Origin of the sequence: Lentimicrobium sp. L6 (genome assembly GCF_013166655.1) — a bacterium.
Classification (GTDB): Bacteria; Bacteroidota; Bacteroidia; order Bacteroidales; family UBA12170; genus UBA12170.
This window is the reverse complement of the sequence record NZ_JABKCA010000005.1, coordinates 31,548-49,794: the sequence shown is the minus strand read 5'-3', so window position 1 is coordinate 49,794 and position 18,247 is coordinate 31,548. Positions and strand designations below refer to the sequence as shown.

Here is an 18,247-nt window from a genome sequence, read left to right as displayed (position 1 = left end):
TACCGTGAGTGATTAAAATCACGGAAAAGGGGGAGGGAAATGATAAAACAATAAAATATTTTTGACGAACACTGAAAAAGACCAAAGAGTCTATTGTATATAAAAATTAAACGCATTACAGAAATGAACTTCAAAACCAACCAAACCTTTATAGCTAAAGTGATAGCTGTGTTTTTATTATCTGCTTTTTTTGTTGGAGCTTTTGCTCAAAACCCTGCCACTGATATGATTATTCATATCAATACCAATCACTCATCAGGAACCACAATTGAATTGCCATTACACGGTAGCGTTGATGTTACTGTAAATTGGGGGGATGGGAGTAGCGAAACTGTAAATAATAGTGGAAATTTATCACATACATATGCTTTAGATGGAGAATATGCCATTTGGATTAATGGTAGTTTGACCCAGTTTGGAAATGGTTTAGCAGCTTATAATGGGGCTCATTTAATTGAAAGTGTAAGTAGTTTTGGGGATTTGGGATTAACTTCACTATCCGGGGCTTTTTATATGGGAGGCTATGTAGCTACATCTAGTATTGTAAGTGTACCAACTGTATTACCAGATGGTATTACTAATTTGTCTATGGCCTTTTCATATGCTACTCTATTTAATCAGGATATTAGTATGTGGGATGTTAGTGAAGTAACAAATATGGCGTTTATGTTTGAAGGAGCAAGTTCCTTTAATCAGAACCTTAGTTCATGGGTTATTAGTAATGTAACTAATTTTAATAATTTTCTTAATGATGTTACATTATCAGCTGAAAACTATTCAGCCACCTTAAATTCATGGTCACAGCAAAGTGTCCAACAAAATGTAAACTTTCACGGAGGAGACAGTAAATATTCCTGTGGTGAAGCTGAAATTGCCAGACAATCATTAATAGACAACCATGGATGGACAATAACAGATGGAGGTTCAGAAGAAGATTGCACGGAACCTATGGTCATCCACATAAACACCAATCATTCTGATGGAACAACTATGGAGCTTCCGCTGTTTGGTGAAGTTGATGTTACAGTGGATTGGGGAGATGGAACAATAGAAGATATTACAACTTCAGGAAAGGCCTCTCATTCATATGATTCTGAAGGCCAGTATACAGTCAATATTCGTGGAAGTTTGGAGCAATTTGGTGATGGAATTACACCGTATCTTGGTGCTGAAAAAATAGTGTCAGTCGGAAGTTTTGGGGATTTAGGATTAACTTCCTTGAATGGAGCTTTTAGCTTTGCCACAAATCTGAATCAAGTCCCAGCTAATTTGCCAACAAGTATTACTGATTTGTCCAACTTGTTTTTTAATGCTAGTAGCTTTAATGATCCTAATATAATTAGTTGGAATATAAGCAATGTCACAAAAGTATTCAGAATGTTTTATGGCGCTACATTATTCAATCAAAATATACAGAATTGGGATGTAAGTGCAATTGAAGACTTTAGCTATTTATTTAGTTTGTGTGAAAGCTTTAATCAAGATATTAGTGGTTGGGATGTTAGTTCTGTAACAAATATGTATTCTATTTTTCATGGTGCTAGTAGTTTTAATCAAGACATAAGTTCCTGGGATGTTAGTAATGTATGGAATATGAAACATATGCTGACATATTGTTCTTCATTTGATCAGAATTTAAGTACATGGAATATTTCTAATGTAAGTGATTTCACCAATTTTTTAAAAGGGGTAAGCTTATCAACGGAAAATTATGACGCCATCTTAATAAATTGGTCTTTGCAAAATGTAAATCAAAATATAAACTTTCATGGAGGAAACAGTAAATACTCCTGTGGGGAAGCAGAAAATGCCCGACAATCATTAATTGACAATCATGGATGGACAATTACAGATGGAGGTTCAGAAGAAGATTGTCCTGAACCTATGGTTATCCATATCAACACCAATCATTCTGATGGTACAATAATGGAGCTCCCTTTATTTGGGGAAGTAAATGTGACTGTTGATTGGGGAGATGGAACAACGGAAGATATTAATACTGCTGGAAATGCTTCTCATGTTTATGATGAAGAAGGGCAATACGCAATTGGGATTAGTGGTAGTCTGGAACAGTTTGGAAATGGTAGTTCTGGTTATGATGGTGCTCAATTGATCGATAGTGTATCAAGTTGGGGGAACCTGGGCTTGACATCACTGAGTGGAGCTTTTTTTGGAGGACTAACTTATGATAGTTCAGAAAATCTTGTTCTTGTACCATCCTCTATTCCTCAGGGTGTTACAAGTTTGTCTAATATGTTTCGGGGTGCAACATTATTTAACTTCAACATTAGTGATTGGAATGTTAGTTCAGTAACTGATATGTCTAGAATGCTTCAAGATGCAATCTCCTTTAATCAGAATATAGGTTTATGGGATGTAAGTTCAGTTTCAAACATGAGTCGGATGTTTGCAGGTGCTACGTCATTTAATCAAAATATTAATTCTTGGAATGTTAGCTCTGTGACCAACATGGAAGGATTGTTTTCATATGATGAATCATTTAATCAGAACCTGAATTCTTGGGATGTTAGTAACGTGACAAATATGAATTTTTTATTCATAAATGCCGAATTATTTAATGGAAATATCAGCTCATGGGATGTAAGCTCAGTTACAAGCATGAATAATATTTTTGCTGGTGCTTCGTCCTTTAATCAAGATATTGGATTATGGAATATCAGTTCTTTAACAATTATGATGGAGTTATTTCATAATGCTAGTTCCTTTAATCAAGATTTAAGTAATTGGGATGTAAGTAATGTTACATATATGCCCATGCTTTTTAAAGGAGCGTCTTCTTTTATTCAGGATATTTCTGCATGGTGTGTAGAACTGATTAGTGAAGAACCTCTTTATTTTTCTGAAAGTTGCCCATTAGTTCCCGAATACCATCCGAATTGGGGAGCAAACTGCCCTTCAACTTTGGAAGAACAAAAAAACGCCCTAATAGCCCTATACAATGCCACAGATGGTGCTAACTGGACTAACAATGAAAACTGGTTGACAGATGCGCCACTTGAGGATTGGTATGGGGTTGATGTGGATATTGATGGGAATATTGTTAAAGTTGATCTTGCAAATAATAATCTAGTTGGATTTATTCCAAATGAAATTGGGGACTTAACTTTCATAGGATATTTAAATTTATATGAGAATCAATTATCAGGTGTTATCCCAAATGAAGTTGGGGATTTAACTTACCTAGTTTCTTTAAATTTATACACAAATCAATTATCAGGAAATATACCTCCTGAGCTCGGGAATCTTTCAAATCTTCGTAACTTACATTTGTATCATAATTTATTAATAGGAAGTATTCCTCCTGAGCTGGGGGACCTTGTAAATCTTCAATACTTATTTTTGTATGATAATCTATTAACAGGAAGTATCCCTCCTGAGCTGGGGAACCTTGTAAATCTTCAATACTTAGATTTGTATGATAATCAATTAATAGGAAGCATCCCTAGTGAGTTGGGTAGTCTTTCAAATATTAGGGTTTTGGGTCTATCGAGTAATCAGTTAACAGGAAGTATTCCTTTGGAGTTAGAAAGTCTTTCAAATCTTAGGGGTTTGGTTCTGTCAAGCAATCAATTAACAGGAAATATCCCTGCTGAGTTGGCTAATCTTCCTAGTCTTGAAGAATTACATTTAGGTTATAATCAACTAACTGGAAGTATCCCTATTGCCTTTGCTAACCTTTCTAATTTTCAGCAGTTTGAATTAACTGATAATTTATTAGATGCTTATCCTTCTGAACTTAATTCATTAGAATTGAATTGGTCATATGCTTCACAGAATAATTTTACTTTCGAAGATTTACTAAACTTCCCTGATGGTATGGGATATAACCCCCAAAACACCATCCACGCCTACGACACCGCCTACCTCACTGCAGGACAAGAAGGCAACATACAACTAAGCTTCGACAACGATGTAGAAAACTCCACCTATAAATGGTATAAAGAAAACAACCTAATAGGAACTACAACTGAAAACAGTATTACAGTTACCGAAGACAATGCCGGAACTTTCTATTATAACTTAGAAATCACCAATACTGATTTCTCTGGTTTTACTTTGGAAGTGGATTCTGTTGTTGTGATTGTTGAGGAAGATTATAATGATGCTATGGTTATTCATATCAACACCAATCATTCAGCAGGAACCTCAATGGGATTGCCATTATACGGTAGTGTTGATGTTACTGTAAATTGGGGAGATGGAATAACGGAAGATCTTAATACTGCTGGAAATGCTTATCACACTTATGATACTGAAGGGCAATATACAATTGGGATAAGTGGAAGTTTAAATCAGTTTGGGAATACATTGTATTCTTATCCTGGAGCCGATAAAATAACTGAGGTAAGCTCTTGGGGGAACTTGGGTTTAACTTCACTTGAAGGAGCTTTTTGTGGAACAATAACTGATTCTTGTAGTATTGTATCTGTTCCAGAGACTCTTCCTAATGATGTAACCAACCTGAGCTTTATGTTTAGATATGCTTCAAATTTTAATGGAGATTTATCTAATTGGGATATTAGTAATGTAACTGATTTATATGGTATGTTTCAATATTGTCCAAGTTTCAATAATAACATAAGCAATTGGGATGTAAGTAATGTTACAACAATGTCATATATGTTTAATGAGGCAAATTTTTTTAATCAGGACATATCAAACTGGAATACAAGCTCCGTGGAGTTAATGGTTGGGATGTTTATGGATGCAAGTTCTTTTAATCAGAATATAAGTCTTTGGGATGTTAGTTCGGCTCAACATATGCAATTTATGTTTAGTAATGCAACATCTTTTAATCAACCTATAGGTGATTGGGATGTAAGTTCTGTTACATCAATGCAATTTATGTTTTCTGGAGCTACTTCATTTAATAAAAACCTATCAAATTGGTGTGTTGAACAAATTGTAGAAGAACCGACTAGTTTTTCAAACAATTGCCCCTTACTTCCCGAATACCATCCCAATTGGGGCGCAAACTGTCCATCAACAATAGAAGAACAGAAAAATGCATTAATAGCCCTATACAACGCCACCGATGGTGATAACTGGACTGAAAACACTAACTGGCTAAGCGATGAATCATTGGAAGATTGGTATGGCGTGACTACTGATGGGGATGGGAATGTGACCGAAATATCATTAACAGATAATAATATGGTAGGATTCCTACCAGCGGAATTGGAAGAACTCGGGTTTTTAAGCTATTTATGGTTGCCTGTTAATAGTATCTCAGGAAGTATTCCAGTTGAAATGGGAAATCTTTTAAATCTGGAAGTACTTAGCTTGACCAATAATGAAATAAGTGGAAATATTCCAGCTGAAATAGGAAACCTCTTACAATTAAAAACCCTTGGATTGGATTTTAATCAGTTAGATGGTACAATCCCATCCGAATTAGTTAACTTGACAAACCTGGAGAATCTTTATCTAAATAATAATAATCTGGAAGGTAATCTCCCAGTAAATATTGGAAATCTAATCAGTTTGCAGAAGTTAAGACTTAGTGATAATCAACTTCTTTCAGGAACTATTCCGGAAAGCCTCTGGGACTTAACAAATTTAAACACCTTAAAACTAGATGACAATGCATTTAGCGGAACATTGAGTAGTGACATAGAAAACTTATCTAATCTAAATGTATTATGGCTGAATGGCAATGCATTCAGTGGAGAGCTTCCATCTGAACTTGGTAATTTAACAGGACTAACAGACCTAAGTCTGAAATTTAACCAGTTTACAGGTGGTATCCCAATGAGCTTGAATTTATTAGAAAATTTAATCACAGCTAATTTTAGCTATAATCAATTTTCTATCGTTTCAGATTCGCTTTTTGAAAATACAAACAGCTTGACTTGGTTAAGTGTGAAATTGAATACTTTTACTTATGAAGATTTAACGAAGTTACCCTTAAGCGTATTGGATTACGATCCTCAAAGAATCATTTATGCATTCGATACAGCTTATCTTACAGCAGGAACCGAAGGAACCATCCAACTAGATTTTGATAATACTGTAGAAAACAGTACCTACAATTGGTATAAAGAAGGAAACCTAGTTGGAACCACAACTGAAAACAGTATTTCAGTGACAGAAGACAATGCCGGAACTTTTTATTATAATTTAGAAATTACCAATACAGATTTTCCAGGTTTTACTTTGGAAGTGGATTCTGTAGTGGTGATTGTGGAGGAGAATAGCACTGCTTCTGGCTTAGTTGCGCACTACCCCTTCAATGGCAATGCCAACGATGAAAGCGGAAATGGGAATGATGGAATCGTAAATGGAGCAACTTTAACGTCTGATAGGTTTGGTAATGCTAATAAAGCTTATAGTTTTGATGGATTAAGTAATTATATAGAAGTGCCAAATATTTCTGTTTTGAATGGAGCTTTGGAACTGTCTATAAGTTTATGGGTTAAAGTAGTTGGCTTTAATAATAATACTAATTGTACTGTAGGTTGTGCTCAATATTTTATTTCAAGAGGGCATGACTTATCGAATGGAGCTATTACACTTGGTATAAGTCAAGGAACCAATAATATTTTTTATTGGGGATTAAATGGTTCAAATGGCACTTCTGAACCTTCACCGACAGAATCTATACCTCAGAATAATTGGCATCATATGGTAGCAACTTATGATGGTGCTATAATTAAGTTATTTATTGATAATTCTCTTGTTGATTCAAATAATTATTCTACACCAATAGGTGCTTCAACAGCTTCTATATTATTCGGTCGTCATTTGTCATCTTCTTATCCATATTATGTAAATGGCAAAATGGATGACATTAGCATTTACAACCGCACCTTAAACCAAGCAGAAATAGATAGCCTTTATCATATAGGAAATTGGGATATGCCCAATATCTTATATGTATCCCAAACAGGCTCCGGCACCAAAAACGGCTCCTCCTGGCAAAACGCCATGGATTCCACAAAAGTACAATATGCCATCAATCAACAAAAAGACAATGAAGGTGGACAGGTATGGATAGCCCAAGGAATTTATCATCCTACCGATACTATTTATGGAACTCAAACCTCAGGATTAACAGGTCAAGATAGTCTTAGAATGCGTGGGTTTAGCTTCCATAGTAAAGTAGAAGTTTATGGAGGATTTTTAGGAAATGAGACTTCTATAGAAGAGCGTGATATAGAAAACAACAAAACCATTTTAAGTGGTGATTTTAATAGAAATGATGAATGGTTGGACGAGTGGGCAGAAGGACTTAGCCAAGGAAATCTGCTCGATGCATTGCAAATAGCTTTGCCCGATACCGCACTGCTACCCGATACCTTATTAATGAGCGAAAATGCCATGCATGTGGGCTTTATTCCTCCCGGAACCGATTCCACTTGTATACTCAATGGACTCGTTTTTGCCAATGGCTATGCCCGTTTGGGAACCCAGGATATTAATGGTGGAGGATTATTCTCTAGCGAAACCTCCTCTCCAACAGTGGACTACTGTGTCTTTGTTGGAAACCTTGCTGCAGATGGTGGCGGTGCATTTGTTTACGATGGAACGTTTACAAATTGTGAATTTAGCAATAATGCTACTTTTAGAATCGAAGAAGAACTCAATCCATTGGATGGTTATGGTGCCGGACTCTATTCTGCAGGTGGTCAGTATGATGATTGTTTATTTAGCTCTAATAAATCTATCTCCTATGGTGGTGGTATATATGGAACTGCCGGAACATTCAATAATTGTGAAATTGTATTCAATAGAATTGTCACAAAAGGACAAGGAGTAGGTGTTTGTGTTGATGGAGGAGCCGAGTTTTATAACTGCGAAATTGCATTTAATGTAGCACCTATAACTGGAAATACCTTGGGTGGTGGTGTTATGGCTCATAATCAAGGATATTTTTATAATTGTTCTGTGCACGATAATGCTGCAAGTTTAGATGTAAATGGTAGTGGTGGCGGAATGCTACTATGGGAATGGGGAAAAGCTGTAAATTGTAAAATATTTAATAATAAGGCAAAATATGGAGGAGGAGCTTCCTCAGGTTTGGCAGGATATTTCATAGGTTGTGCTATTTATAATAATGAAGCAGAACGAGGAGGTGGATTTTATGCCAATGCAAATGGCTTTGTTACCAATAGTACCATTGTTAATAATAAAACTACAAGTGATGCCGGAGGGATATTAATAAATTCCTCAGGTTTAATTAAAAACACTTTGTTATGGAACAACATTACTGCTGATACTTCAAACCAGATTAAAACCTATAACACTTTTGGTAACGAACCATATATTAATCATTGTGCCATTCAAGACACCTCTTATGGCGATTTCAATATGAATAATAGTTTCTATATTCATTCAAATAATATTGGAAATGAAAATAATGAAGAATATTCAGCCTTCTTAAACCCAATTAGTTTTATTGGTCTTGCTCAAACTGAAGAACAATATCAGGAGTTATTAAATGCTGATTTTAGTATTTCTAGCTTATCTTCTTGTATTAACGCTGGAACTTCAGATAATCAGGTTTCAGATGTGGATCTAAATGGAAATCCAAGAACAGTTCAAGATACTTTGGATATTGGGGCTTGTGAATATCAAAATCAACAAGATGGAAATCTAATAAATGGTTATGCCTATATTGACGGAGCAGATAACCACAACAATATCAGGATCATTTTGGAACAGCTAAATATTGGAAGCGAAATTGATACTGTTTATACCAATGTTGATGGTTATTATGAATATTATGGAGAATCAGATACTTATAATCTTTATTTTATAAAAGAGTGTGGTTCTACTCCAGATACGATTTATTCACAGTCTTGTTTTAATCCGGTGAATACTTTGGAGGATATTACGCTTTTCCCAACTCTAAGTGGGGAGATTTCTGGTACTCTTGCTGCTGGTACTTATTATATTGGTTGTGATATCGCAGTCGACACAAGTGAAACTCTTATTATAGATGCAGGTGCAGAATTATATTTCTTCAATCAGGCAAAGTTGCTTGTATATGGTTCTCTTAATATTGTAGGAAACGAATTGGATAGCGTATTATTAACATCCTATCTCGATGACAGTTGGCATGGGGTAAAGATTTTCAATACCAATACCGATACAGTTGATATTCAATATTGTGAAATAAAGTATAGTCGAGCGAGAGCATTCGAATGTAACAGAGTCATTAATATTGAAAGTTCTACTATTAATAATAATAGCGTAGCTGATATTAAAGATGGATTAAACGATGCCAATAGTGCCGCAGGTTATTTTACAAAAAGCACAAGTATTAGAAATTGTATTATTCGAAATAATAATTCACCAGAAAATCTAATTGAAACGGCTTACAATTCGAAAAAAATAATCTTCGAAAATAATAAAGTATTCGATAATAACACAGAAATAATATTACAGATTGGTGGTAACCAGTATGATGACTTGACAAGCTCATTGGTTTCAAATAATTTGTTCTATTCTAACTTTGAACCATCTGGGTACAACTCTAGTTGGGAAAGCATTATTCTGGTTGACTTTAATAGAAAATGCTATATAACAAATAATATTTTTTATAATAATGTTCACAGGAGAAATATTCATCAAAGAGGAGATTCTTATATCTATAATAACATTTTCCAACTTGGAGTAAACTCTATTAATAGTGAATGTAACATTGAGTCCTTTGGAGGTACATTAGAAGTTGGTAATAATCTATTGAATCATGATATTCAGAATTTTATTAATGTTGAAATCGACGGATTAGGTTCGTTGGTAATTGTAAATGACAATGGAGATAGCACAGATGTTTATGGTAATTTATATCAAGAACCACAATTTGTTGATGCTGTTAGTGATAATTTTTATTTACTAGAATCTAGTCCATGTATTGATGCGGGTGATAACACCAAGGTAATGACTGCAACAGATTTCGATGGAGAGCAAAGAGTCCAAGATGGAAATGGAGATGGAAATGCTGTTGTGGATATGGGACCTTATGAGGGTGGCGAAGAAAGTAACGATGCCATGGTCATTCACATAAACACCAATCACTCCGATGGAACAATAATGGAGCTTCCTCTGTTTGGCGAAGTAGATGTAACTGTTAATTGGGGGGATGGAACAATTGAAGATTTTACTTCTGAAGGATTAAAGAGTCATATATACGCAGAAGAAAATCAATTTTCTATCTCTATTTCAGGTAGTTTAGAGCAGTTTGGGAATGCAAATATTCCCTATTCAGGAGTTGATAAAATTGATAGTGTGAGTAGTTTTGGTTCAATAGGTTTGTTATCGCTAAGAGGTGCATTTAATGGTGCATCTAATTTGATTTCTGTCCCATCTGCTATACCTAACGGAGTAACTAGCATGGAATTTATGTTTTATTCAGCAAGTAGTTTTAATGCAGATATTAATTCCTGGGATGTAAGTAGTGTTACCAATATGCAAACTATGTTTTATAATGCAACTAGTTTCAATCAAGATATCAATAGTTGGGATGTAAGTAATGTAATTCTAATGAATAATATGTTTTCTGGTGCAAGCAGTTTCAATCAAAATATAGGTAGTTGGAATGTAAGTAATGTTACCAATATGGAGGCTATGTTTTCAGGAGCTAGTAGTTTTAATCAAGATATTGGTAGTTGGGATGTAGGTAATGTAATTATTATGAATCAGATGTTTCGCCATGCAAGCAGTTTCAATCAAAATATAGGTAGTTGGAATGTAAGTAGTGTTACTAATATGAGTTCTATGTTTAACACTGCCACCAGTTTTAATCAAGATATTGGTATTTGGAATGTAAGTAGTGCTGCCAAAATGAGTTTTATGTTTTTTGGTGCAAGCAGTTTTAATCAAGATATTGGTAGTTGGGATGTAAGTAGTGTAACTCTAATGAATAGTATGTTTCACTATGCAAGCAGTTTCAGTCAAGATATAAGTAGTTGGGATGTAAGTAGTGTTATTAATATGGAAAATATGCTTCGTTCGGTAATTAGTTTTAATCAAGATATTAATAATTGGGATGTGAGCAGTGTTACTAATATGAATGGCATGTTTAACGGTGCAATCAGTTTCAATCAAGATATAGGTAGTTGGGATGTAAGTAATGTTGAAACCATGTCAACCATGTTTAAAGATATCACCCTCTCAACCGAAAACTACAACACAATACTAGCAAGCTGGTCACAACAAGATGTTCAGGAAAATGTTCCATTCCATGGGGGAAATAGCCGATACTCTTGTGGTTTACCTAAAGTAGCAAGACAATCTTTAATTGATAACCACGGTTGGAACATAACAGATGGAGGAGTTGAAGAAGAATGTGGAGAACCAATGGTCATCCATATTAATACCAATCATTCCGATGGCACATTGTTTTATTTGCCCTTTACAGGGAATGTAGATGTAAATATTGAATGGGGAGATGGGCATAATGAGATTATTCAGGAAGAAGGTTATGTAGCCCATACATATGATATTGAAGGGCAATATGAGATTTTAATATATGGAGAGCTATATCAATTTGGTATGGGAATGACTAATGTTCCATATTTGGATAAAATTGACAGTGTTAGTAGTTTCGGAAATATTGGACTGAACTCTTTAAGCGGAGCCTTTTTAGGAGCTTCTAACTTGGTTTCTGTTCCTGATTCATTACCCCAAGGTATTGTCAATTTAAGTTGTACATTTAAGGGAGCCAGTAAGTTTAATCAAGATTTAAGTGGGTGGAATGTTAGTGAGGTTACAGATATGGCAATGATGTTTCATTGGGCCCTACTATTTGATAAAGATCTAAACTCATGGGATGTAAGTAACGTAACAAATATGGAGCAAATGTTTTATTACGCTACTAATTTCAATAGTAATATCGAAAATTGGGATGTTGGAAATGTTACTAATATGGCAGGTTTGTTCGCGGAAAACACAGTGTTTAATCAAGATATTAGTGATTGGAATGTCGGAAATGTATCTACCATGGAAGCGATGTTTGCCGAAGCGGAGAGCTTTAACCAACCTATAGGAACATGGAATGTTAGTAATGTTCTGAATATGAGTATTATGTTTGGTTTGGCAGCAAGCTTTAATCAAAATTTAAATGATTGGGATGTTAGTAATGTAGAAAACATGAGTGGAATGTTTTCAGGAGCCTCAAGTTTTGATAATGATATAACCTCGTGGGATGTTAGTTCAGTTACAAATATGGTGGAAATGTTTATGGAAGCCAGTTCTTTTAACCAAGACATTGGTGCATGGGATGTTGGTGAAGTAAGAAATATGGAATTTATGTTTTTTAATTCAATATATTTTAATCAGGATCTTAGTAATTGGAGTATAGGGAATGTTGAATCAATTGGGGGCATATTCGAAAATGTGACGCTTTCCACAGAAAACTACAACGCGATACTAACAAGTTGGTCAGCTCAAGATGTACAAGATAATCTTGATTTCCATGGAGGAAACAGTATGTACTCCTGTGGTATTCCAGCAGAAGCTCGTCAATCATTAATTGACAATCATGGTTGGAGTATCACGGATGGTGGAATGGGTGATAATGCTGTTTCTTTCAACTATAATACTACAGATGTTTTATGCTTTGGAGAAGCCAGTGGAGAAATCGAAATAACAGCCATAGGAGGAGTCTTACCTTATGAGTATTCCATTGACAATGGAATATCATATCAGACATCAAATATCTTCACAGGCTTATTGGCTAGTGATTATGAAGTGATGGTAAAAGATGCCAACCAATGTGAGTCTATGAGCACGGTGAGTATTTTAGAACCATCCTCAGCTTTAAGTTTCACAGCAAATACAACTGATGTCCTTTGTTTTGAAGAAGCCACAGGAGCCATAGAAATCACCCCAACAGGCGGAACAGCAAACTACGAATACAGCATCGATAATGGAGGAAGTTTCCAAGCGGAAAATAGCTTCGAAAATCTAACCGCTGGAGATTATGAAATTGTAGTTCGAGACGCCAATAATTGCGAGACAAGTGAAACAGTAAACATCAATCAACCAGATGCAGAACTAAGTTTCACAACAACTCTAACAGATGTACTTTGCTATGGAAACGCAACAGGAGCCATAGAAATCACTGCAACAGGCGGAACAGCAAACTATGAATTCAGTATCGATAATGGAGGAAGTTTCCAAGCGGAAAATAGCTTTGATAACTTGTTAGCTGGTGAGTATGAAATTATAGTTCGAGATGCCAATAATTGCGAAACAAGTGAAACCATCAGCATCAATCAACCCGATGCAGAATTAAGTTTCACAACAACCCTAAGCGATGTGCTTTGTTACGGCAACGCCACAGGAGCCATAGAAATCACAGCTACAGGCGGAACAGCAAACTATGAATACAGCATCGATAATGGAGGAAGTTTCCAAACGGAAAATACTTTCGAAAACCTATTAGCTGGAGATTATCAAATTGTAGTTCGTGACGCAAATAATTGCGAGACAAGCGAAACTATCAGCATTAGTCAACCTGATGCAGAACTAAGTTTCACAACAACCCTAACAGATGTGCTTTGCTATGGCAACGCCACAGGAGCCATAGAAATTACAGCCACAGGCGGAACTACAGACTACGAATACAGCATTGATAATGGAGGAAGTTTCCAAGCGGGAAATAGCTTCGAAAACCTATTAGCTGGTGAGTATGAAATTATAGTTCGAGATGCCAATAATTGCGAGACAAGTGAAACGGTAAACATCAGTCAACCAGATGCAGAATTAAGTTTCACCACCACCCTAAGCGATGTGCTTTGTTATGGCAACGCCACAGGAGCCATAGAAATCACAGCCACAGGCGGAACAGCAAACTATGAATACAGCATCGATAATGGAGGAAGTTTCCAAACGGAAAATAGCTTTGATAACTTGTTAGCTGGTGAGTATGAAATTATAGTTCGAGATGCCAATAATTGCGAGACAAGTGAAATGGTAAACATCAGTCAACCAGATGCAGAATTAAGTTTCACCACCACCCTAACTGATGTGCTTTGCTACGGCAACGCAACAGGAGCCATAGAAATCGAAGCAATTGGAGGAACAGCAAACTACGAATACAGCATCGATAATGGAGGAAGTTTCCAAGCGGAAAATAGCTTCGAAAATCTGATGGCTGGAGATTATGAAATTATAGTTCGAGATGCCAATAATTGTGAAACAAGTGAAACTATCAACATCAGTCAACCAGAAGCAGAACTCAGTTTCACCACAATGCTAACCGATGTCCTTTGCTACGGAAACGCAACCGGAGCCATAGAAATCACCGCAACAGGCGGAACAACAAACTATGAATACAGCATCGATAATGGAGGAAGTTTCCAAACGGAAAACAGCTTCGAAAATCTAATGGCTGGTGATTATGATATAGTTGTTCGAGACGCTAATAATTGCGAAACAAGTGAAACAGTAAACATCAGTCAACCAGATGCAGAATTAAGTTTCACCACCACCCTAACTGATGTGCTTTGCTACGACAACGCAACAGGAGCCATAGAAATCACCCCAACAGGAGGAACAGCAAACTATGAATACAGCATCGATAATGGAGGAAGTTTTCAAGCGGATAATACTTTCGAAAACCTATTAGCTGGTGATTATGAAATAATAGTTCGTGACGCCAATAATTGCGAAACAAGTGAAACCATCAGCATCAATCAACCAGATGCAGAACTCAGTTTCACAACAACCCTAACAGTTGTCCTTTGCCACGGTAATGCCACAGGAGCCATAGAAATTACGGCAATAGGCGGAACAACAAACTATGAATACAGCATCGATAATGGAGGAAGTTTCCAAACAGAAAATAGCTTCGAAAATCTAATAGCTGGGGAATATGAAATTATAGTTCGTGACGCCAATAATTGTGAAACAAGTGAAACAGTAAACATCAGCCAACCTGATGCAGAATTGAGTTTCACAACAACAATAACAGATGTGCTTTGTTATGGAGAAGCCACAGGAGGAATTGAAATCACAGCCACCGGAGGAGTCACAGATTATGAATATTCCATCGACAATGGAATCACTTTCCAAGCTTCAAATATTTTCACAGGATTATTAGCTGGCGATTATGAAGTCATGGTAAAAGATGCCAACCAATGTGAGTCAATGAGTATGGTGAGCATTTCAGAGCCATCCTCAGCTTTAAGTTTTACAACAACAATAACAGATGTCCTTTGTTTTGGAGAAGCCACCGGAGGAATTGAAATCACAGCTTCTGGAGGAGTCCCAACTTATGAATACTCCATCGACAATGGAATCACTTTCCAAGCTTCAAATATCTTTACTGACTTAATCGCAGGAGATTATGAGGTGATGGTAAAAGATGCTAATACTTGTGAATCTACGAGCATAGTGAGTATATCTCAGCCAGATGAATTAGCTATTTCTGCTGATTTAGTTCATATTGCTTGCTTTGGTGGGAACGATGGGGAAATACTGATTTCTGCAAACGGTGGAGCAGAGGAATATCTATACTCCATAAATAATGGACTGGATTATCAAAGCTCAGCTGTTTTTACAAACTTAATAGCTGGTGAATATTATATTCGAGTTCAAGATGCCAATGCATGTGAGGCTAGCTCTATTGAAGTACTCACAGAACCTGCTTCCTTGCCAAATGTTTCTTTTTCAGGTTTGGATAGTCATTATTGCTCCTATGATGAGCCCATCGTCCTGATCGGTAATCAGGCTCCAATGGGAAGCTTCGAAGGTGAAGGTATAACAGATAATGGTGATGGAACGGCAGTGTTTAGTCCAGAATTGGCTGGCACAGGAAATCATGAAATTATATATTATTATACAAGTCCCGAGTCTTGTTATAATTTTGAGATGCAAAATACTAATGTTTCTTCTCCAACGGTAGTTTCTATAGAAGGTCTTAGTGAACAATATTGTTTGAGCACAAATGATATTCTAATTACCGGAAGTGAAGCTCCTTTAGGTGAATTTAGTGGTGTTGGTGTTTTGGATAATGGAGATGGAACGGCATGGTTTAGTCCTTCCACTGTTGGTGTTGGAGCAGAACATATCATCATTTATCAATTTACGAATGCAGATGGATGTTTTTCAGAGGTCGAAGTTCAAACACAGGTTCTTGAGGATCCTATTGCCATACAGTCGGGTTTGTTAGCTCAGTATTGTATTGATTCCGATGATGTGATCATAACATCGAATGATCCTCAAGGAAATTTCTCGGGCCCTGGTATTATTGACCATAATAATGGAACAGCTACTTTCAGCCCTGCATTAGCAGGTGTAGGAGGTCCTTTCGAGATTGAATATGTATTGACCAATGATATTGGTTGTCAGGCAGAGGATATACAAGAAGTCACCATTTATGATTATGTAGAGATTAGTTTTGCAGGTCTAGATGACTTTTATTGTTCAAATGCTAATAGTGCTATCATAACGGGTAGTGAGGCTCCATTTGGTTATTTTATGGGTTCTGGTGTGCTTGACCATGGAGATGGAACGGCAGAGCTTAATCTTTCTAGTCTGCCAGTTGGTGGCCCCTACGATTTGGCATATTATTATGCAGAAGCAGGGGGGTGTTTGAGTGAATATCATCAGGAGTTTACGGTTGTTGAGGCAGAGAGTATTGATTTTTCTGGTCTTGAGATGTCGTATTGTTTTGCAGATGAAAGCCATCAATTAATAGGCAGCCATGCTCCTGAATGCTATTTTGAAGGGAATGGAATAGAGCAGCAATCTGATGGCCATGCTTGGTATAATCCTAGCTTAGTGGTAGCTGGACAAGAGGATACCATCACTTACTTTTACGAAAATGAGAACCTATGTTTGAGTAATACTTCACATATTACTTTAGTGAAAGAAAATCCAGTTGCTGATTTTGAGTTTGCTTTATATCAGTGTAATGATGAAGCAGTATTTATGGATCAGTCTTATTCTGCCAATGGTGAAATTGTTTCCTGGAACTGGAACTTTGGGGATATCTACAGTGGGGCATTTAATAGCTCCAATTTGCAAAACCCAGTGCATGAGTTTGTGACGAATTATTCCACATTTAATGTTCATTTAGAAGTGGAGGATGAAACAGGATGTTATGGCGATATTATAAAGCCATTAATTCCATACTCTGGCGTTACCATTAAAGGAAATGTATCTAAAACCAATGGTGAGCCTATTGAAAATGGTTATGTAGCCGCTTTCTATTTGTCAGATGGAGTTTTATCTGTTTTTGCTGACTTGACCCCAATACAAGAAAATGGAGATTATGAGTTTGTAGGAATGTCTTCTTGTGTGGAATATTTGATACATGCCATACCTAATAAATTCGATTATCCATTTGTATTTCCTCGTTGGTATGATGATGCTTTTTATTGGACGGATGCAACAGTTGTTTCGGCTTCTTTAGGAAATGAAGTTATAGAGCATGTTGATTTTAGTTTAGTAGATCATAATCCAATACCCAATGGTCCTTCAAGTTTAAGTGGAGGCGTATATTACCTCAATTCTAAAGGAGAGCCGGTGAAGAATGTAGATGTCATACTTGAATTTGATGCTGCTGATGATAAAATAAGTGATGTGAGCAGCTTTGAAATATCTGATGAGGAAGGGCAGTGGAAGTTTGATAATCTACCTAATGGTAATTTTAAGGTAAAAGTGGATATGCCTGGTTTAAGAATGGATTCTGTATATCAGGTAAGTATCAGTACTTCGGAAACTCATATTACTGACCTGAACTATTATGTGGATACCTTAAGTGGGATTTATATAATCTTCACAGGCATAGAGGAGCTTAATCAACAAGCTTTTGGTCAAATAGATATTTACCCCAACCCAAATGAAGGTCATTTTAGTTTAGCCGTGAGTAAGACAGCTGGACAAGTGGAGATAGAAGAGATTGAAATTTGGGATTTAGAAGGTCGATTTATAAGAAGGATTTCTGCAAATTATAAAGGTCTTCAATATGAAGCTGAACTTGATTTCACCGAACTGCAATCCGGAGTGTATCTGTTAAAGCTAAAGAATGGAGAGGAGATAGGCTTGAGGAAGTTTGTCATACAGAAATAGTGTTATGGTCGAATTTAATTTTTTAAAGATTTCTAAAGTCTATTATAAGGTTTCTTTAGTGAATTGAAATATCATGGTAAACCGTGATGAATTATTCGGCTGAAATATTTAACTTTGTAATCCTTTAATTAATGTGCAATTATAATGTTGCTAAGGGAAAAGATGAGTGTGGACTGAGGAAGTTCATTGTATCATATAA

General features: G+C 36.2%; 1 protein-coding gene. It reads left to right on the top strand.

Features of this window, described 5'->3' with window-relative positions:
* Positions 1 to 123: 123 nt before the first annotated feature.
* On the top strand, positions 124 to 18,048 hold the full coding sequence (locus tag HNS38_RS02245) for a BspA family leucine-rich repeat surface protein (protein ID WP_172345909.1): 17,925 nt from the start codon (positions 124 to 126) through the stop codon (positions 18,046 to 18,048).
* Positions 18,049 to 18,247 lie beyond the last annotated feature (199 nt).